General features: G+C 60.7%; 17 protein-coding genes and 1 tRNA gene. 8 read left to right on the top strand and 10 right to left on the bottom strand.

Annotation, left to right across the window (positions count from 1 at the left end; all coding sequences use genetic code 11):
• The first annotated feature begins 15 nt into the window (after positions 1 to 15).
• A complete protein-coding gene (locus ACMGGK_RS14690; protein ID WP_420276990.1) occupies positions 16 to 2,508 on the top strand; it encodes a fimbria/pilus outer membrane usher protein in 2,493 nt (830 codons plus the stop codon).
• 18 nt (positions 2,509 to 2,526) lie between these two features.
• A complete protein-coding gene (locus tag ACMGGK_RS14685) occupies positions 2,527 to 3,597 on the top strand; it encodes a fimbrial protein (protein ID WP_048795979.1) in 1,071 nt (356 codons plus the stop codon).
• Positions 3,598 to 3,632: 35 nt separating this feature from the next.
• On the opposite strand, the gene soxR is transcribed toward ACMGGK_RS14685, so the two are convergent.
• Complete coding sequence (gene soxR / locus ACMGGK_RS14680; RefSeq protein ID WP_049300492.1) at positions 3,633 to 4,106, bottom strand: redox-sensitive transcriptional activator SoxR; 474 nt, start codon at positions 4,104 to 4,106, stop codon at positions 3,633 to 3,635.
• Positions 4,107 to 4,251: 145 nt separating this feature from the next.
• Here soxR and ACMGGK_RS14675 point away from each other — a divergent pair, with 145 nt between their 5' ends.
• Together ACMGGK_RS14675 and ACMGGK_RS14670 are read left to right on the top strand one after the other, a co-directional pair.
• Positions 4,252 to 5,337, top strand: a complete 1,086-nt coding sequence (locus tag ACMGGK_RS14675; protein ID WP_049300491.1) for an efflux RND transporter periplasmic adaptor subunit — start codon at positions 4,252 to 4,254, stop codon at positions 5,335 to 5,337.
• 10 nt (positions 5,338 to 5,347) lie between these two features.
• Complete coding sequence (locus ACMGGK_RS14670) at positions 5,348 to 8,428, top strand: MexW/MexI family multidrug efflux RND transporter permease subunit (RefSeq protein WP_049300490.1); 3,081 nt, start codon at positions 5,348 to 5,350, stop codon at positions 8,426 to 8,428.
• A gap of 49 nt (positions 8,429 to 8,477) precedes the next feature.
• On the opposite strand, the gene ACMGGK_RS14665 is transcribed toward ACMGGK_RS14670, so the two are convergent.
• The 4 genes from ACMGGK_RS14665 to ACMGGK_RS14650 all read right to left on the bottom strand — a co-directional run bounded on the left by ACMGGK_RS14665 (position 8,478) and on the right by ACMGGK_RS14650 (position 11,314).
• Positions 8,478 to 9,278: a DNA/RNA non-specific endonuclease gene (locus tag ACMGGK_RS14665; protein WP_015377376.1), complete on the bottom strand. Its 801-nt coding sequence runs from the start codon at positions 9,276 to 9,278 to the stop codon at positions 8,478 to 8,480.
• A 190-nt stretch (positions 9,279 to 9,468) separates the two neighbouring features.
• Positions 9,469 to 9,783 carry a hypothetical protein gene (locus ACMGGK_RS14660; RefSeq protein WP_016928271.1) on the bottom strand — a complete coding sequence of 105 codons (315 nt, stop codon included), beginning with the start codon at positions 9,781 to 9,783 and terminating at the stop codon, positions 9,469 to 9,471.
• A gap of 235 nt (positions 9,784 to 10,018) precedes the next feature.
• A complete protein-coding gene (gene wrbA / locus ACMGGK_RS14655; RefSeq protein WP_004928045.1) occupies positions 10,019 to 10,618 on the bottom strand; it encodes an NAD(P)H:quinone oxidoreductase in 600 nt (199 codons plus the stop codon).
• A 78-nt stretch (positions 10,619 to 10,696) separates the two neighbouring features.
• Positions 10,697 to 11,314 (bottom strand): LysE family translocator, encoded by a 618-nt coding sequence (locus tag ACMGGK_RS14650; RefSeq protein WP_016928269.1) that lies wholly within the window; start codon positions 11,312 to 11,314, stop codon positions 10,697 to 10,699.
• A gap of 68 nt (positions 11,315 to 11,382) precedes the next feature.
• Between ACMGGK_RS14650 and ACMGGK_RS14645 the strand changes: the two genes are divergently transcribed.
• Positions 11,383 to 12,306 (top strand): LysR family transcriptional regulator, encoded by a 924-nt coding sequence (locus tag ACMGGK_RS14645; RefSeq protein ID WP_079449423.1) that lies wholly within the window; start codon positions 11,383 to 11,385, stop codon positions 12,304 to 12,306.
• Here ACMGGK_RS14645 and ACMGGK_RS14640 read toward each other — a convergent pair.
• Complete coding sequence (locus tag ACMGGK_RS14640) at positions 12,290 to 12,760, bottom strand: helix-turn-helix domain-containing protein (RefSeq protein WP_016928267.1); 471 nt, start codon at positions 12,758 to 12,760, stop codon at positions 12,290 to 12,292. The genes ACMGGK_RS14645 and ACMGGK_RS14640 overlap by 17 nt on opposite strands.
• A 117-nt stretch (positions 12,761 to 12,877) precedes the next feature.
• The gene (locus ACMGGK_RS14635; RefSeq protein WP_049300489.1) at positions 12,878 to 13,453 is read right to left on the bottom strand and encodes a helix-turn-helix domain-containing protein; all 576 of its coding nucleotides are present in this window, start codon (positions 13,451 to 13,453) and stop codon (positions 12,878 to 12,880) included.
• Between the two features lie 67 nt (positions 13,454 to 13,520).
• On the opposite strand from ACMGGK_RS14635, the gene ACMGGK_RS14630 reads away from it, so the two are divergent.
• The gene (locus ACMGGK_RS14630) at positions 13,521 to 14,444 is read left to right on the top strand and encodes a DMT family transporter (RefSeq protein WP_016928266.1); all 924 of its coding nucleotides are present in this window, start codon (positions 13,521 to 13,523) and stop codon (positions 14,442 to 14,444) included.
• A 48-nt stretch (positions 14,445 to 14,492) separates the two neighbouring features.
• On the opposite strand, the gene cycA is transcribed toward ACMGGK_RS14630, so the two are convergent.
• Positions 14,493 to 15,893, bottom strand: coding sequence for a D-serine/D-alanine/glycine transporter (gene cycA, locus ACMGGK_RS14625; RefSeq protein ID WP_028128006.1), 1,401 nt, complete (start codon positions 15,891 to 15,893; stop codon positions 14,493 to 14,495).
• A gap of 349 nt (positions 15,894 to 16,242) precedes the next feature.
• Between cycA and ACMGGK_RS14620 the strand changes: the two genes are divergently transcribed.
• A tRNA-Lys gene (locus tag ACMGGK_RS14620) sits at positions 16,243 to 16,318 on the top strand.
• A 215-nt stretch (positions 16,319 to 16,533) separates the two neighbouring features.
• Here the strand turns inward: ACMGGK_RS14620 and ACMGGK_RS14615 are convergent.
• Together ACMGGK_RS14615 and ACMGGK_RS14610 are read right to left on the bottom strand one after the other, a co-directional pair.
• The gene (locus tag ACMGGK_RS14615) at positions 16,534 to 17,043 is read right to left on the bottom strand and encodes a DedA family protein (protein ID WP_049300488.1); all 510 of its coding nucleotides are present in this window, start codon (positions 17,041 to 17,043) and stop codon (positions 16,534 to 16,536) included.
• A gap of 74 nt (positions 17,044 to 17,117) precedes the next feature.
• The gene (locus tag ACMGGK_RS14610) at positions 17,118 to 18,356 is read right to left on the bottom strand and encodes an MFS transporter (RefSeq protein WP_250648469.1); all 1,239 of its coding nucleotides are present in this window, start codon (positions 18,354 to 18,356) and stop codon (positions 17,118 to 17,120) included.
• A 451-nt stretch (positions 18,357 to 18,807) separates the two neighbouring features.
• Between ACMGGK_RS14610 and ACMGGK_RS14605 the strand changes: the two genes are divergently transcribed.
• On the top strand, positions 18,808 to 19,110 hold the full coding sequence (locus ACMGGK_RS14605; protein ID WP_028128007.1) for a putative quinol monooxygenase: 303 nt from the start codon (positions 18,808 to 18,810) through the stop codon (positions 19,108 to 19,110).
• Positions 19,111 to 19,153: the final 43 nt, after the last annotated feature.

Raw genomic sequence — 19,153 nt, 5'->3', positions numbered from 1 at the left:
CCTGAAAGAACAACAATGAAGCTGAATAAAAAAGTCCTCTCGCTGCTGACCGCCTCTTCATTCTTGTTGCCGGATACGGCCTGGGCGGTGACGTTCGATACTTCGCTGTTGGCCGGCGAATCGCGCGATTCCGATCTTTCGCGTTTTTACCTCAACAATGACATGCCTGCCGGCCGGCAGGAGATCGATGTGTATGTCAATCATGACTGGAAAGGGCGCTACGCGCTGCTGTTTGGCACGCAACGCGACGATATTCAAATTGGCTACCAGGATGCGCAGCGGTTGGGCATCGATCTGAGTCAATTGCCGACACCTCAGGCGCCCCAGACGACGCTGTCGATCGCCTCGCTGGTACAGGGCGGGCGGTTCGATATGGACGTCGGCGCGCTGAGCCTGCGGTTGACGGTACCGCAGGCGCGGATCAACCGATCGGAAGCAGGATACGTGGATCCGGCTTTCTGGAATCGTGGCATCTCCGCGTTGACGCTGGCCTACAACGCGACCTACTACCACGCCGAGGCGCGCGGCGAAGGCAATCGCAGCAACAATGACGATTTTTATACCGGGCTGGAATCCGGGATCAATCTGGCCGGCTGGCAATTTCGCGACAGCAGCAGCTTTCGCCACGGCAGCGGGCGGGGGAGCCATTGGCAAAACAACACGCGTTATCTGCAGCGCGGCTTCGCCGACATCAAATCCAACCTGACCGCCGGTGATTTTTATTCGCCGGGGGAGCTGTTCGACTCGGTACGCATTCGCGGGGTGGCGCTGGCGTCGGATATCAGCATGCGGCCCAACTCGCAGCAGGGTTTTTCACCGATCGTGCGTGGCGTGGCGCAATCCAACGCCCTGGTGAAAGTGGTGCAGAACGGCAACGTGATCTACCAGGAAAACGTGCCGCCGGGCGCCTTTACCCTCGACAGCATTCAGCCGACCGGTTCGGCGGGCGATCTGTGGGTGACGGTCAAAGAGGCTGACGGGCGCGAGCAGTCGTTCAGCGTGCCGTTTTCAGCCGTACCTAACATGTTGAAACAGGGTGTCAGCCAATACAGCGTACTGGCCGGCAAGGTAAACGAAAACAATACCGATTACGACCCCGGCTTTGTACAGGGCACCCTGCAGTACGGTTTCAACAATCTGGTAACGGGTTATGCCGGCAGCATTTTGAGCGACGATTATCAGGCCTGGCTGCTCGGCAGCGGCTGGAACCTGCCGATAGGGGCAGTGTCCATTGACCTGACGCATGCCGATACTCGCCTGAAAAACCGCCGTGAAAGCGGGCAGAGCTTCCGTATCGCCTACAGTAAATTTCTCGATGTCACCGCGACCAACTTCACGCTGGCTGCCTATCGCTACTCCACCCGCGGTTACTACAGCTTTACCGACGCCATTTACTCCAATGACGGCTATCGCCAGCTGGAGCGTCAGGTTGATCGCTGGCGCGACGAGGAGGGCGTGTCCGAACTGGATATGAACACCTGGGATGCGCTGCGTTCGGCTCGGCCGAAAAATACCTTTACGCTCAACCTGAACCAGCGTCTTAACGAAGGGTGGGGCACGCTGTTCTTCTCCGGCTCCCAGCGTGATTACTGGACGGCCAATGCGAAAAGCCGCGAATACCAACTGGGGTACTCCAACAATCTGGGGCGCGTCAGCTACTCCGTTTCCGCCAGCCGGGTGCGCAACAGCCAGCGTGAGGAAGAGACGCGCTATTACCTGTCGTTCAGCTTACCGCTGTCGGTGTTCGATAATAACGCCTACCTCAGCACCGGTCTGTCTGCGACGGACTCTCACTATCAGCAAAGCACGGTCAGCCTGAGCGGCAATGCGCTGGAATCCAACCGCCTGAGCTACTCGCTGAGCGGCAGCAATCGCAGCGGCGGCGACAATATGGCCAGCGTCAATGCGGCCTATCGCGCGCGCGCCTCGACGCTGGGCGTCTCCTACAGCGAAGGCGATGATTATCGTCAGAGCGGCCTCAGCGCGCGCGGCAGCCTGGTGGCGATCCCCTGGCATCTGCTGGCGTCGAACGAGATCGGCAACACCATGACGGTGGTCGAGGCGCCGCAGGCCGAAGGGCTGATGGTCAACGGCGACGAAAGCATCGTGACCAATGCGCAGGGGTTGGCGCTGGTGCCTTACGCCACGCCGTACCGGCAAAACTCGGTCACGCTATCGGATACCGGCCACAGCCGCGGGGCGGAAATCAGCGGCAACGTCGCCAACCATGTGCCTTATTACGGCGCGGTCAGCTACCTGAAATTCGAGACCGACCAACGCCGGCCATTCCAGCTGCGGGCGCTGCGCGCCGATGGTGCACCGCTGCCGTTCGGCGCCGAAGTGATGGATGAAAACGCTCGGTCGGTAGGTTTTGTCGGCCAGGCCAGCGTGTTGTACCTGCGCGCTGACCAGCCGCCAACGGCGTTGACGGTGCAATTGCGCGACGGCAGTTGCCGCATCGCCAAACCGACTCTGGCGCTGGATGCGTCGCCCGGCGTTTGCCGCTAATACAGGATAACCGAATCTATGATCAGGCTGATTTTTTTGCTGCTGCTGTCCGGGCTGTTCAGCGGCTATAGCCATGCTTCCTGCTATGGCAAAGGAGCGGAGTTTGCGCCCCCGATTTTTGTTGATCTCTCCGATAAGCTGAGCGCCAATATGCCGGTCTGGGAGGCACAATATAATACCCAGTACACCGGCACATTTAACTGCAGCAAGTCCAAAAGCAACTTTTCCTACACCATCAAGCTTTCGCCGAAAGATTCGCAGGCCGCGATTTTCGGTTTTAACAACGGTCAACAGTGGATCCGGGCGGAAATCACCAACAAGATAAGCGACAGAACGTTGAGGGGGCGCGGGGAACACTCCGCGTCAGAGTTAAACTCGCCGATGACCATTCGTTATTCGCTGGTGCAAAAACCCAAGGATGGGCGGGTGGTGCCTGGCGATACCTTGATGCTCGATGACGTTTTACTGGTGAGCGATGTGACCGGCATCGGCATTCTGGAATTGCCGTTCTGGCTGTTGGAGCAAGTGGGGAAATTGCTCACCTGGTTGCTTACCGGCAACTGGCCTTATGACGATCGCGACATGTACGGCCAGCCGATGAACATCAAATACGCGCCGAAAACCACCACCTGTCGTTTCGACAACGCCGGCCTGACGGTCAGGTTGCCCAAAATGGGCATGGCGCAGGTGCTGAATAACAATCAACCCGGCTACACGCCGTTCTCGCTGAACATCAGCTGCCAGAACATGCAGCAGGAAGGCATCGCCGATCGCGCCGTTGAGATGTTCCTGTCCAGCAATAACCTGCTGGCCTCCGACGCCAGCGTGTTGACCAATGCCAATGCGGGCGGCGCGCAAGGAGTGGGGCTGCGCCTGGTCAAGCGCGACATGCCGAGCTCGCCGGTGGTATTGTCGCCTTCCAACGTCGATCGCGGCAGCGCCACCTCACTGTTTCATGTCGCCGCCGGCGGCAGCCTGAACAGTCACTTCATCATCGGCATGGGCGCTTATTATTACCCTTATCAGCGCGACGGCGTGACGCAGGGGGAAATCAACACCTCGGCCACGTTGAACATCATCTATCCCTGAGAGGCCCGGGAGAACCGGTGCGCAACCTGTTTCGCTCACCGGTGTTCCGTCGGGTGTTCGAAAATATGCGCGCCGGCGCCCTGTTGGCCCAAAATATCGTTTGGGTTGCGCAGCGGGCAGTCGGCGAGCGACAGGCAGCCGCAGCCGATGCAGCTGTCGAGATGGTCGCGCAGCACCGTTAGCCGTTGAATACGTTCATCCAGCGTTTTGCGCCAGGCGGAGGACAAAAGCCCCCATTGTTCTGAGGTCAGTTTGCTGCCGCTGGGAAAGCGGCCCAGCGTGGCGCGGATCTCCTCCAGTGGAATGCCCGCGCTTTGCGCGATCTTGATCACCGCGATGTAGCGCAACACCACCGGCGTGTAGCGGCGCTGGTTACCGGCGTTGCGCATTGCCTGAATCAGCCCCTTGCTTTCGTAAAAGTGCAACGCGGATACCGCCACGCCGCTGCGCTTCGCCACTTCTCCAACGGTCAATAGCCGATAGGTGTTAATCGGTTCATTTCTTGCCATTCCACGTTCCTCAGCTTGACCTCAAGTTAACCTGAGGTTTTATAGTGCAGCCAGCCGGGCTTGGCAACCGGCATCTCTCGTCACCTGCCTGCGCTGCGTCGGGGGAAGGATGGCTTTGGCTGTAAAATCAGGAAGAAACCGTTACATGATGAAACGATACCTCATTATTGCCGCGCTGCTGGCGGCGCTCGCCGTCGCTGCGGTCGCGATGCGATCCACCGCGCGGCAAAGCGAAGGCGCGCCGGCCTATCCGCCGGTGAAAGTGGCGCTGGCGCCCGCACTGCGTGAACAGGCGGCGCGCAGTTACGCCGGCGTGGGCGAGCTGGAGGCGGCCAGCCAGGTGGAAGTGGCGGCAGAGACCAGCGGCCGCATCACGCGCATCCTGTTCGAATCCGGCCAAACGGTGCGGCAGGGGCAACTGCTGGTGCAGCTCAACGATGCGGTCGAGCAGGCTGAGCTGGTGCGCCTGCAGGCGCAATTGCGCAATGCCGATCTGCTGTTGGCGCGCATGCGCAAGCTGATGAACCTCAACGCCACCGCGCGACAACAGCTGGACGATGCGCTGGCCGAACGGGATATGGCGTTCGGGGCGGTGCAGGAAACGCAGGCCAAAATCGCACAAAAGGCGATCCGCGCGCCGTTCTCAGGCACCATCGGCATTCGTCGCGTGCATGAAGGGCAATACCTCAACGCCGCCGAGGCGGTGGCGAACCTGGTGGACGCCGATACGCTGCGCGTCAACTTCTCGCTGGACGAACAAAGCAGCGCCGGGCTGGCGTTGGGGCAGGCGGTGTCGGTGCAGGTCGGGGCCTATCCCGAGCGCGCTTTCCCCGCCGCCATTACCGCTATCGACCCGATGATCGGCAAATCCCGCACCGTGCAGGTGCAGGCGACGTTGGCCAACCGTCAAGGATTGCTGAAAGCCGGTATGTACGCGGGCATTCGCGTCACGCAGCAGCAGCGCGTGGCGGTGCTGACGGTGCCGGAAACGGCGCTGACCTATACGGCGTACGGCGATACCGTGTTTCTGGCCCAGCAGGGTGAAAAGGGCATGACGGTCAAGCGCGTCTCAGTCACCGTGGGTGAGCGCAACGACGGGCGCGTCGAGATCGTCAGCGGTCTGCAGGAAGGCGACCGGGTGGTGACTTCGGGCCAGCTCAAGCTGAGCGACGGCACGGCGGCCGAGCCGGTGGCGCAGGATACTCTGAACGCCGCCCAGGCCGGTTCCTGAGGAGAGGCTGATGACATTTACCGATCTGTTCGTGCGCCGGCCGGTGCTGGCGCTGGTGGTCAGCACCCTGATCCTGCTGTTCGGTGCGCTGGCGCTCAGCAAACTGCCGATCCGCCAATACCCGCTGCTGGAAAACTCTACCATCACCATCAGCACCGACTATCCCGGCGCGTCGTCCGAGCTGATGCAGGGCTTTGTTACGCAGCCGATCGCCCAGGCAGTGTCCTCCGTCGAGGGCGTTGACTACCTTTCTTCCTCCTCGGTGCAGGGGCGCAGCGTGGTGACGGTGCGCATGGCGCTGAACCGCGACTCCACCCAGGCGCTGACCGAAGTGATGGCCAAGGTCAACCAGGTGCGCTATAAGCTGCCGGAACAGGCTTACGATCCGGTGATTGAGCGCTCAGCCGGTGAAGCCACCGCTGTGGCCTATGTCGGTTTTTCCAGTAAAACGCTGTCCACGCCGGCGCTGAGCGAATACCTGACGCGGGTGGTGGAACCGATGTTCACCACCATCGACGGCGTCGCCAAGGTTGAAGTGTTCGGCGGGCAAAAAATGGCGATGCGCCTGTGGCTGGACAGCGATCGGCTGGCCGGCCGCGGTCTGACCGCTGCCGATGTGGCCGATGCGGTGCGGCGCAACAACTACCAGGCGGCGCCGGGCAAGGTGAAAGGGCAGTATGTGGTTGCCAACGTGCGGGTGAATACCGATCTCACCAGCGTAGAGGAGTTTCGCAATCTGGTGGTGCGCAACGACGGCAACGGTCTGGTGCGCCTGAAAGACGTCGGCACCGTGGAGCTGGGCGCCGCAGCCACGGAAACCAGCGCCTTGATGGATGGCGAACCGGCGGTGTTCCTCGGCGTCTTCCCTACGCCGACCGGCAACCCGCTGGTGATCGTTGACGGCATTCGCCACCTGATGCCGGCGATCGACAAGATGCAGCCGCCGGGCGTGAAGATGGCGCTGGCGTTCGAAACCGCGCGCTTTATTCAGGCCTCGATCGATGAAGTGGTGCATACCCTACTCGAAGCGCTGGCGATCGTTGTGGCGGTGATCTACCTGTGTCTGGGGTCGCTGCGCACCGTGTTGATCCCGGTGGTGACCATTCCGCTGTCGATACTTGGCGCTGCCGGGCTGATGTTGGCCTTTGGCTTCAGCGTCAATTTGCTGACGCTGCTGGCGATGGTCCTGGCGATCGGTTTGGTGGTGGACGACGCCATCGTGGTGGTGGAGAACGTGCATCGCCATATCGAAGAGGGGAAAACGCCGCTGGCGGCGGCGATGATCGGCGCACGCGAGGTGGCCGGGCCAGTGATCGCCATGACTCTGACGCTGGCCGCGGTCTATGCGCCGATCGGCCTGATGGGCGGGCTGACCGGCGCGCTGTTTCGCGAATTCGCACTGACGCTGGCCGGGGCGGTAGTGGTGTCCGGCGTGGTGGCGCTGACGCTGTCGCCGGTGATGAGCTCGCTCCTGCTGCCGGCCAAACAGAGCGAAGGGCGCGTGGCGCACGCCGCCGAGTGGTTCTTCGGCGGCCTGACGCGGCGCTATGCGCGCGCGCTGGATTTCTCGCTGCATCACCGTTGGGTGACCGGCACGCTGGCGTTGCTGGTGATGATCAGTCTGCCGCTATTGTACCTGATGCCGCAGCGCGAGCTGGCGCCGACCGAGGATCAGGCCATTGTACTGACCGCCATCAAGGCGCCGCAGCACGCCAACCTGAACTATGTCGAACGCTTTGCCTACAAGCTGGATGAGGTTTACAACCGCATGCCGGAAACCGAAAGCCGCTGGATCATCAACGGCAGCGACGGCACGGCGTCCGGTATCGGCGGCATCAACCTGACGCTGTGGCAGGCGCGCCAGCGCTCGGCGTCGGCGGTGCAGGCCGATCTGCAACGGGCGGTGAACGATGTTGAAGGCACCAGCATTTTCGCCTTCCAGCTGCCCGCCTTGCCAGGCTCCACCGGGGGGCTGCCGGTGCAAATGGTGCTGCGTACGCCGCAGGACTACCCGCAGCTGTACCGCACCCTGGAGGAGGTGAAGCAGAACGCCAGAAACAGCGGCCTGTTTATGGTGGTGGACAGCGATTTGGACTACAACAACCCGCTGGCGGAGGTGCGCATCGATCGCGCCAAGGCCAACAGTCTGGGGATACGCATGAGCGACATCGGTGAATCGTTGGCGGTGCTGGTGGGAGAGAACTACCTCAACCGCTTCGGCATGGACGGGCGCGCTTATGACGTCATCCCGCAAAGCCTGCGCGAACAACGGCTGACGCCGCAGGCGCTGGCGCGGCAATATGTCCGCACCCAGGACAATACGCTGGTGCCGCTCTCCACCGTGGTATCGGTGGCCGTTAAGGTCGAACCGAACAAGCTGACCCAGTTCAACCAGCAGAACGCCGCCACCTTGCAGGCCATTCCCGCGCCCGGCGTTTCGATGGGCGAAGCGGTGGCTTTCCTCGAACGGCAGGCCAATGCGCTGCCGGCCGAATTTAGCCACGACTGGCAGGGGGATTCGCGCCAATACACCCAAGAGGGCAGCGCGCTGGCGTTCGCGTTCCTGGCGGCCTTGGTGATCATTTACCTGGTGCTGGCGGCGCAGTACGAGAGCCTGAAAGATCCGCTGATTATCCTCATCACCGTGCCGCTGTCGATCTGCGGCGCCTTGCTGCCGCTGGCGCTGGGCTACGCGACGATGAATATCTACACCCAGGTCGGGCTGGTGACCCTGATCGGGCTCATCAGCAAGCACGGCATTCTGATGGTGGAGTTCGCCAATGAGCTGCAGATGCATCAGGGGCTGACGCGGCGCGGCGCGATTTTGCAGGCGGCGCAAATTCGTCTGCGGCCGGTGCTGATGACCACCGGGGCGATGGTGTTCGGTTTGATCCCGCTGCTGTTCGCCAGCGGCGCCGGGGCTGCCAGCCGCTTCGGCCTGGGGCTGGTGATCGTCTCCGGCATGCTGGTGGGCACGCTGTTTACCCTGTTTGTGTTGCCGACGGTGTATACGCTGTTGGCGCGCGATCACGCGGTAGCCTCACCCCGTCAGCGTGAGTTGGCCGCCGCGCAAAAGGCGCTGACGGAATAATCCGCCGGCGCCCGCGTGAAAAATAAACCCGCTTCGGCGGGTTTTTTTGTCAGTTTTTGCAGCCCATCAACTCCGGCAGGACGCCGGGTTTGCTCTTCAGCGAAGCCTGCACGTCGTCCGGCAGACCGGCCCAGATGATCAGGCCGGTGCGTTTCTCGATCTCGTCCACCGTCACGCGGAATTGGCAGAAATCGGCGCCCTTCGGCGTGTTCTGATCGAACAGGAAAGCGGCATAGTGGTTCACCGCCGGGCTGTTGTTGATGAAAATCACCTTCCAGTAGGCGCTGGGGATGGTGTGCGCTTTCTGGGTGCCCGGCAGTTTGCCCATATCGCGTTCATACAGCGGCCCGGTCACGGTATAGACCGACGAGATATCGGCGCGATCGATCAGCTTGCGTTCCTGATCTTCCAGCCGCGCCCAGGCGCCCTGGTTAAGATCGGACTTTTGCGGCGTGATGTTGGACAGGTAATTCAGCGATTCCCAGTCGGAGACGCCCGCCAGCGAGGCCAGCGGCGCCTGATGACCGCGATCGACCTTCAGCGCCGCGTTGGCGCCAGTGTAATCGGCGGGCGCCAACGTGTCCGCCGGGTTGAGCGCCGGATCGGTTTTCCAGTTGCGCGTCTTGCCGCTGGCCGGTGTGTCTTTGGTGATGTGATAAGCCACCCAGTTGGCGAACTTGGTGGTGCTGTTGTTGTTCAACGTATAAGCATGACGCACGATAGACACGTTGCTGCTGCCGCCGGTCGGGCAGCCGACCGCGCAGTTGTCGATGGATTCGAGCGTGTCGGCCGACGCCTGTGCGGCGAACAGCAGGGCGGCCAGGGCCAACATCTTGTTGTTAAAGCGCATATTCATATCCTCAATAAGTTAAAAAAAGTACTGTATATATTTACAGTAAATTAAACTTATCGCAGTGAAACGAATACAACAATGCAACATATTCATGTTGTGAATGTGTCAGTCATGGTACAGCCACGCCGCACGTGAAATGCGGCGGAAATAAAAACGGCGTCCAACAGACGCCGTTTCAAAGGGGGGATTATTCCAGCAGGTCGTTGACCGTGCGGCGAACGTAATGCGTCATCTGCGCCAGATCGTCCGGTGATACCGGGCCGCCGCCGGCGCGCACCACCTGCTGTTCGATCTGGGCGATTTCCTGCTCGACCTTGTTGGCGATCTGCACTTTGACTATCTTGTCCACCGAAGACAGCAGCACCTTCAAGACGACTTTCAGCGCGATGTTTTCGCAGAACGAGTCGTAGTGATGAACCGGCGGCGGCGGGGCCGGAGCCGGCTCGGGCGCGCGCGGAGCCAGAGCCTTGAAGCTGTCTACATTTTCAATAATAAGATCCATGTCTCTTATTAGTTCATCAAAATCTTTAGACACTGACTTATTCCCTTCGCTGTGCGCAAAAAACAGAACGCCCGTCCTCAGGCTGAAAGCGGATGAGCGACGGGCAGAACGAATTCGGGCCTGGCCTTCAGACGCTGAATGGCCGGGGGAGGGGCATTCTAACCTTGCGGCGGGTCGGCAACAAGATGGGGCCGTGCGAATGCGCGGCCCTTTGGATCACGAGGCTGGAGGGCGCTTAACTTTTCAGCTTGGCGGTGATTTTGGCCACGTGTTCGCCCTGATAACGGGCAATGGTCAGCTCTTCGTTGCTCGGCTGCCGCGAGCCGTCGGCGCCGGCGATGGTGGTGGCGCCATACGGGGTGCCGCCGCGCACCTGTGAAACGTCAAACAGCTCCTGCGTCGCATAGCCGATCGGCACGATGATGAAACCGTGGTGCGCCAGCGTGGTCCAGGTCGAACTGATGGTCTGTTCCTGGCCACCGCCGGTGCCGGTGGAGGAGAAGACGCTGCCTACCTTGCCGTACAGCGCGCCGGAAGCCCACAGGCCGCCGGTCTGATCGAGGAAGGTGCGCATTTGCCCGGCCATATTGCCGAAGCGGGTCGGCGTACCGAAGATGATGCCGTCATAGTCCGCCAGCTCTTGCGGGGTGGCGACCGGCGCCTGTTGATGTTGTTTGCCCCCGGCCTTGGCGAAGGCCTCCGGCGTCATGGTTTCCGGCACGCGTTTAATCGTCACGTCCACGTTATCGACCCGATTCGCCCCTTCGGCCACCGCCTGCGCCAGGCGTTCGATGTGGCCGTACATTGAGTAATAAAGCACCAACAGTTTCGTCATGTTCCGTACTCCCGCTCAGATGATTAACAAAAACCCCTGATAAGCATAGAAGCGAATGGCGAACTTGGCGTTACGGCGTTACTTGATGCCGGCGATCGCCAGCAGGGCGCCAAAGGCGATCAGCAGCCCGCCAAAGGTGCGGTCGATGCCGCGGCGCAAACGCAAAAAGCGCGCATTGACGCCCGGTGCGGAAAATAGCAGCGCGACGGCGGCAAACCAGAAGATATGGACGGCGGCGATAAAAAGACCATAGCCGATTTGCACGCCGAGCGGGGTGTGCGGAGAAACCACCTGCATGAACAGGCTGACGATGAAGATGGTGGTTTTCGGGTTTAACGCGTTGGTGAAAAAACCGGTTTTCAAGGCGGCGAAATCGCTGATGGCGGCCGGCGCTGTGCTGGGGACTGCGTCATGATGCGCCGCGTTGCGCAGCAGCGTAACGCCGAGGTAGATCAGGTAGGCGGCGCCGATGGCTTTAAGCAGGTTAAACAACCAGGGCGACTGTTGAATCAACACGCCGACGCCAATCAGCGTATAGCTGACATGGACCAGCACCCCGGCGCCAATGCCGCAGGCGGTCAAGACGCCGGCGCGGCGCGAAAGCAACAGGCTATTGCGCGAGACCATGGCAAAGTCCGGCCCCGGGCTTATCACGGCGAGTAAAGTAATGGTGACGACAGCGATGAGTTCAGTCATAGTTATCCTTGCGGTGTTTATCAATAGAGTGACTGATTTATAAGAGTAATTTTTCTCGGTGACAAACGATGAATAGTGACAATATCGGTGAGAAAAACTCACGCAAAACCGGCAGGCCGTTGCCGTTGGGCGGGCTGCGCTGCTTCGAGGCCGCCGCGCGATTGGAAAGTTTTACGCAGGCGGCGCAGGGGCTGAATTTGACGCATGGCGCCGTCAGCCGGGCGGTGCGGGCGCTGGAAGAGGAGCTGGGCGTGGCGCTGTTTGAGCGCCGCCATCGGCGGGTTCTGCTCACGGCGGCGGGGCGCAAGCTGTTTCAGGCGACGCAGCAGGCCTTCGGCATTCTGGATCATACCGCGCTGGAACTGCGTCAGCAGGCGCTCGACGCGCCGCTGGTCTTGTCCTGCGAACCGACCTTATTGATGCGTTGGCTGATCCCGCGTCTGCCGGCTTTTCAGCAGGCGCACCCGGATATCAACTTACAACTGGTGGCCGGTGGCGGGCCGTTTTCGTTCCATGACGGCATTACGGCGGCGATCAGGCGCAATGACTTCGATTGGGGAAAGCAGGTGCATAGCCTGGCGCTGTTCAGTGAAAAGGTTGGGCCGGTGTGCCAACCCGAGGCATTGGCAAGGATGACGAGCGCCGAGGGCAGCCTGCGGAGTTTGCGGCCCGGCACTAAACTGCTGCATTCTGCCACCCGACCGGATGCCTGGCGGCACTGGGCGCAGCAGCAGGGGATGACGTTGGCAGGGCATTCGGAGCAGCGCTTTGATCATTTCTATTTCAGCCTGCAGGCGGCGGTCGCCGGTCTTGGTATCGCGATCGGCCCGTGGTTGCAAGTGCGAGACGATCTGGCCGCCGGTTTGTTGAGTGCGCCGTTCGGTTTTACGCCCGACGGCAGCGGCTATTACCTGCTGTCGCCGCAGGCGATCGTGCCGGGCAGCGCGTTGGCCCGGCTGGCCGAGTGGCTAACGCTCACGGCAGGCGCCTGAGTTTTTGCGCCAACCGCTGTTCCTGCCAGCGGCTGAAGACGTTGCGCAGCAGCAGAGTGCGCACCGCCCGCATGACCAGCGCGAGGCTCATGCCGCCGATCGCCCACAGCGACCAGAGATAGTGCGGGTGGGTAAACCAATTGATGGCGAACAACATCACGCCAATCACGGCGAAACGCACCGCCATGCTCAGCAGTTTGCCTTCTGCCGCGACCTGGCGACGAAGGCGCTGTTCGTCAGGCGCCTCCTCCTCTATTGTCTGTTGCGGCTGTGCGTTGAGATCGCGGACCTGCACGCCCAGCGCGGCGGCGATCGCGGTCAAGGTTTCCAGGCTGGCCTGTTCGCCGTTTTCAATCCGCTGTACGGTGCGGGTGCTGAGGCCGGCGATGGTCGCCAACTGTTCCTGCGACCAGCCTTTCTCCAGACGTAACGGCCTGATGCGGTACTTTTGCATGATGCACTCCCGAGTTCGCTGTCACTGTCATCCAGTGTAGGAGGCGCGGGGGGGCGGCGCCACGACAGCGGCACGACAGCGACACGACATCCGCCGCCGGCGCGGGCCGGCGGGCAGTCAGAAGGCGACGTTGCGGATAAAGCGCAGCGGGAGGTCGCCGTGGTTGGCGTAAGCGTAACGTTGATCGCTGTTGAAGGTTTGCGCGGCGCCGGCGCTGAGCGTCAGCGTGCCTTGTTCCAGTTCCAATGTCAGGGTGCCGGCAATCACGTAGATCATTTCACTCCAGCCTTCGGCGTCCGGCGCCGAGTCATAGCGCTCACCCGGCATCAGCGTCCATTCCCACAGCTCGGCCCGTTGGCGCGCCGGCACGCTGGCGGCGAACAGCGCCTGGCTGCCCGGCTGTGCGCCTTGCCAGGCCAACTCGCCCACCAGATGGTTGCCGCGAGCCTCCGGTGCCTGAATCAGATCGGTAAAGGAAATCGCCAGGGCGGCGGCGATCTTGTCGAGTACCGCCAGGCTGACGTTGCGATCGCCGGCCTCGATGCCCGCCAGCATGCGGCGGCTGACGCCGGAAAGCTCGGCCAGCGCCATCTGGCTCAGGCCCGCCTGTTGGCGGTAGCCGCGCAGATTGCTGCTCAGGTACTGCAGCACTTTGGGGGGATCGGTTTTCGCGTTATGCGCCGTATTGCTCATCGCCGGACTTTATCTCATACTGGCAGGATCTGTGCATTATATTGCACTCAGCAGGAAGGGCAAGCCGGTGTCAGCAGCAAAAAAATCCTTTATTTCCGCCGTGGTTCCGCAGATCAGGCTGCCGGAAGCGGTGTTGATTTTCATCACGATGATCTGGGGCGGCACCTTTTTGGCGGTGCATCACGCGATGCAAGTCAGCGGGCCGTTCTTTTTTGTCGGCCTGCGTTTCGCCACCGCCACGCTGGCGTTGACGTTGTTTTCGCTGCGCGTGCTGCGCGGCCTGACCCTGTATGAACTGAAGGCGGGCGTCCTGATCGGGCTGGCGATCATGTTCGGCTACAGCATGCAAACCGTCGGTCTGCAGACGATTAGCAGCAGCCAATCGGCGTTCATCACCGCCATGTACGTGCCGATCGTGCCGCTGTTGCAATGGCTGGTGCTGGGGCGCTTCCCCGGCATCATGTCGTGGATCGGCATTCTGCTGGCCTTTACCGGCCTGATGCTGCTGGCGGCGCCGAGCAGCACCGACATGACGCTGAGCCTCGGCGAAATGCTGACGCTGGCCGGCACGCTGGGCATGGCGGCAGAGATCATCCTCATCGGCGCTTTCGCCGGCAAGGTGAATATCCGCCGCGTGACTATAGTACAGCTGGCGACCGCCTCGCTGGCCTCGTTTTTGATGATGGTGCCGACCGGCGAGTCGCCGCCGCCGTATTCGGATTACCTGCTGTACAGCGCCATAGGGTTGGGGCTGGCCAGCGCGTTGATTCAACTGACCATGAACTGGGCGCAGCGCAGCGTTTCACCCACGCGCGCTACGGTGATCTACGCCGGTGAACCGGTCTGGGCGGGCATCGTCGGGCGGCTCGCCGGTGAGCGTTTACCGGGCGTGGCGTTATTGGGGGGCGCGTTGATCGTGATTGGGGTGGTGGTCAGCGAGCTGCGCGTGCGGCGCAAGGATAAAGCGGCGGTGGCGACGGAAGCGGATTAGCGCAGAGGCGTAAAAAGAAAGGGGCGGAGAGATCCGCCCCTTTTTGCATCACGCGGTTTTCTTCTTGCGCAGGAACACGTAAGACAGGCCGAGCACGATGAACCACAGCGGGGTGACGATCAACGCCTGGCGGGTGTCTTCGCGCAGCGACAGCAGCACCAGCACGAACACGAAGAACGCCATGCACACCCAGCACATCAGTTTGCCGGCAGGCATCTTGTAGATCGATTTCTGGTGCAGCGCCGGGCGCCGTTTACGGTAGACCAGGTACGAGCACAGGATGATGGTCCAGACGAACATGAACAGAATCGCCGAGACGGTGGTCACCAGAGTGAAGACTGTCATCACGTTCGGGATCAGGTAAATCAACACCACGCCACCCAGCAGGCAGATGCAGGAGAAGGTGAGGCCGTTGGCCGGCACCGCGCGCTTGGACAGGTTAGCGAACGATTTCGGCGCGTCGCCTTCCTGCGCCAGCCCGAACAGCATGCGGCTGGTGGAGAACACGCCGCTGTTGGCGGAAGAGGCGGCGGAGGTCAGCACCACGAAGTTGATTACGCTGGCCGCGGCCGGCAGGCCGATCAGCACGAACAGCTCAACGAACGGGCTCTTGTCAGGCACCACGGAGTTCCACGGCGTTACCGACATGATGACGATCAGGGCGAACACGTAGAACATGATGATGCGGATCGGAATCGAGTTGATGGCGCGCGGCAGCGACTTCTCCGGATCCTTGGTTTCCGCGGCGGTGGTGCCCACCAGCTCAATGCCGACGAAGGCGAATACCGCGATCTGGAAGCCGGCGAAGAAGCCGCTGATGCCTTTCGGGAACATGCCGCCGTCATTCCACAGATGGGTGAATGAGGCCACGGTGCCGGTCGGCGACTGGAACTGCATGGCGATCATCACCAGCCCGGCGACAATCAGCCCGACGATGGCGACGATTTTAATCATCGCAAACCAAAACTCCATTTCGCCGAACATTTTCACCGTCGCCAGATTAAGGCCGAGCAGCAACAGCACGCACAGCAGTGAAGCGATCCACTGCGACAGCTCGGGGAACCAGAACTGGGCGTAGGCGGTGATCGCCACGACGTCGGCGATGCCGGTGACCACCCAGCAGAACCAGTAGGTCCAGCCGGTGAAGAAACCGGCCCACGGGCCGAGCAGATCCGCGGCGAAATCGCTGAACGATTTGTATTCCAGATTGGACAGCAGCAGCTCGCCCATGGCGCGCATCACGAAGAACAGCATAAAGCCGATGATCATGTACACGAAGATGATCGAAGGGCCGGCCAGGCTGATGGTTTTACCGGAGCCCATAAACAGACCGGTGCCGATGGCGCCGCCGATGGCGATCAGTTGAATATGTCGGTTAGTGAGGTTTCGCCGTAGATGATCTTCTGAAGCGGGCGTCGCGTCAGTCGCTATTTTAGAGTGATCTACCATCTGATGATGTCCTGTTTTACCTGTTATTAGTGAAGTCGTGAGCTCTGAAGTGGCTCTTTTTTATACATTTATCCGGTTGATCCGGCTTTAGTAAGGTAGTGCAATAACGCCACCTTTGTGCAACATGTTTACAACATTTATACGTGGGATAAAAGTCGATCAATCTTTACACGGAGGAGGCAAATCGGACGTTCAGGGAGCGGAAGATTACTCTTCAAAAGAGGGGATTAACAGACCTTATGCGGCTTATCTCGTTGATTAAACAAAGGGTTGTAAAATTCGCATGAGAAAAAGTAATGAGTGGAAGCGTTTGACAGCAGCACTGACGAGGAGGGCAACTTACCGCGTTGGGTCGTTAGCTCAGTCGGTAGAGCAGTTGAAGCTTAATCAATGGGGCACAGGTTCGAACCCTGTACCACCCACCAACCAAATCAGCGTGTTACGCTCAGGCTTTTCTCTGCTTGTTCCCTCGTTGCGCCGTTTTAAGCGCGCTTTTTGCAAAAAAATTCGCATTTTTCGACTGATGTTCAGAAAGGTGATCTGGCGCAAACTGCGGTGTCGCACTGCAGTTTATACGGCAAGAGAGGCTGTGCGCTGGCGCAATGTCGGCGCAGGGGCGAGCCATTTGCCCAAGAATCTTTCAGGTCAAGAAGCGGGGGAATAAATGCGCCGCCGACATCAAAAGCAGCGCCCAGACGCCGGCCGAGAGCGCGGCGGTGGCATAGACGCGCCGCGCTGGCAGTTGCAGCATGCCGGCCATCAGCGGCACGGTGTAACGCATCACCGCCAGAAAACGCGAGGCGAACAGCAGCGGTAGTCCGCGCTTTTGCAAGGAACGTTGCGCTTTGCGCAGCGGGGCGTGAAAGCGTGCCGGCAGTCGGCGGCCAAGATCGCGGCCGTGCAGCCGTGCGCCACAGTGGAAAGACAGGATCGAGCCCAACGCGGCGCCGAGGGCGATGGCCGCCCAAACCGCGCCGAAGGGCAGCGCGTGCTTGCCTGCAACGATGCCCATCAGCAGCGTCACCGAGGCGGGCGGCAGGGCGGAAGACACCACGATCACGGATTTTCCCAGCGCGAACAGGAAAATCAGCAGCAGCAACATCCCCGGTTCCGGACTGTATTTGGCGATAATGTGCGTCAATTCATCCATTTAACACCTGCGGGCGAGAGGGCTGAGTGCCAGTGTCCCATCCGCAGGTTCAATAAGGGTTAAATAACGCGCCGCTATCCGGCAATCTCCGCGTCTTGCTTGCTCACGTCGGCGCGCCGGTTTCTGAGCGCCCACAACAGCGTGGCGCACAGCAGCGAAAAGGCGGCCAGCACCAATGGCCCGGCATGCGGGCTGTGAAAACGCTGTTCCGCCTCCGTGCGGATCAGCGGGGCTAAAAAGCTGAAGGCGGCGCCGAGCGTGGTGCAAAAACCGATGCCGGCCGCCAGCGCCGGGCCGGTGAGCACCTGCGCGGGAAACGTCCAGAAAATCGGCTGCACCGCCAGGAAACTGACTGCGCAGCAGCTCAGGGCGACGATGGCGAGCAGAGGGCCGGCATAGGAAGACACCACCAACCCCAGCGCTGCGGCGACCATGCACCCGACGGCGATCGGTAATCTTCTGGCGGTGTTTCTGTCGGCATAGCGCGGCAGGAAATAGACGCCCAGCGCGGAGAACGCCCAGGGGATGGCGGCCACCAGCGAGGCCTTGAAGCCGAGATGGGTGCCCATCAGCGAAGCGACCTGCGACGGCAGGAAAAACATCAGGCCGTATACGCCAATCTGCAGGGTGCCGTAGATCAACGCCAGATGCCAAACGGTGCCGCTGCTCATCGCCGCTTTGACGCTGCTGGTTTCGGTCTGCTGCTGTTCATCGGCCAATTGTGCCACCAGCGCCGTGCGTTCTTCCTCGGTCAGAAAGCGGGCCTGCCGTGGGTTATCGTCGAGATAGAAAAAGGCGAAGACGCCGAGTGCGACGGCCGGCAGCCCTTCCAGCACGAACATCCAGAACCAACCGGGTTTACCCAACACGCCGTGCATCTCCAGCAATGCCCCCGACAGCGGTGAGCCGAGCGTCAGGGCCGCCGGCACGCCAAGCACGAAAATGCCAATAACCGAGGCGCGCACCTTATTGGGAAAATAGATCGACGCCAGCAGCAGGATGCCGGGGTAAAAGCCGGCTTCGGCGATCCCCAGCAGAAACCGCAGAACGATAAATTGCTGTTCATTGGTCACCAGCCCGGTGCAGGCCGACAGCGCCCCCCACAGCGCGGTGGTGGCGCTGAGCCAGCGTTTGGCCCCCCAGCGGTTCATCAGCAGGTTGGCCGGGATGCCAAACAGCGCATAGGCGGCAAAAAATATTCCGGCGCCCAGTGCAAAGGCGGATTGCGACAGCGCGATATCGATGGCCATCGCGTCCTTGGCAAAGCCGACGTTAACCCTATCGATAAACGCGATGAAGTACATGGCGAACATCAAGGGCACCAGTCTGCGCCAGGTTTTGCGAATGGCGGCGTTGAGCGCAGGAACGGCATAGGTGGCGTGATTCACTGGCGGTAACCTCTCTTCTGAGAATGACAAGCGTCGGTCATAAGGACCGTCCTGGCGCCGTTGCCCTCAACACGACGGTAACAGCGGACTTTCTTCGTGAGCCTTAAAGGTCTAATGGTCAGGCCTTTAAGGGTGAAAAAAATGCCGCATATCGGGTCGGCAGGTTGATGCAGACATCACCATGGTGAATGGTGTGTTGCTTTTTTGTTAATCAGACGTTCACACAGGGCCAGGGCGCGTTCAAGCGCTTTGATCGAGATCTGTGTGCGCTATCACCGAATTGGCAACCCGGCGATAGACCTGGAGTATGGCGCTTTCATCTCGGGAGTGAGGACGATAAGGTGAGGCACGGCAAAACAGAATGCAGGAGCGCAACATGCTGAAGGTCATCGCTGAAGATTTTATCCACCCGGAACACATTGACACCGTTATGCCGTGGTACCGCGAGCTGGTGGAGAAAACCCGTCAAGAGCCGCTGAACATCAGTTATGAACTGTGCATCGACCAGCAGGATCCCGGGCATTTTATTTTTATCGAAAGCTGGCCGGATCGCGCCGCCCTGGACGTGCATTGTCAGACCGAGCATTTCACCCGGCTGGTGCCGCAGATCAATCAGTATCAACGCAAGCCTTGCACCTTCCTGTTTATGGAGGCATTTCCTGAAACAGGTGATAAGTAGGCGAAAAAATCCCCGCAGGGGGCGGGGTTAATGGCTTCTCAAC

This window comes from Serratia sp. BNK-33-b (genome assembly GCF_048684565.1).
Taxonomy (GTDB): domain Bacteria; phylum Pseudomonadota; class Gammaproteobacteria; order Enterobacterales; family Enterobacteriaceae; genus Serratia; species Serratia marcescens.
The sequence above is the reverse complement of the archived record's forward strand: the minus strand, read 5'-3'. Positions and strand labels throughout refer to the sequence as shown.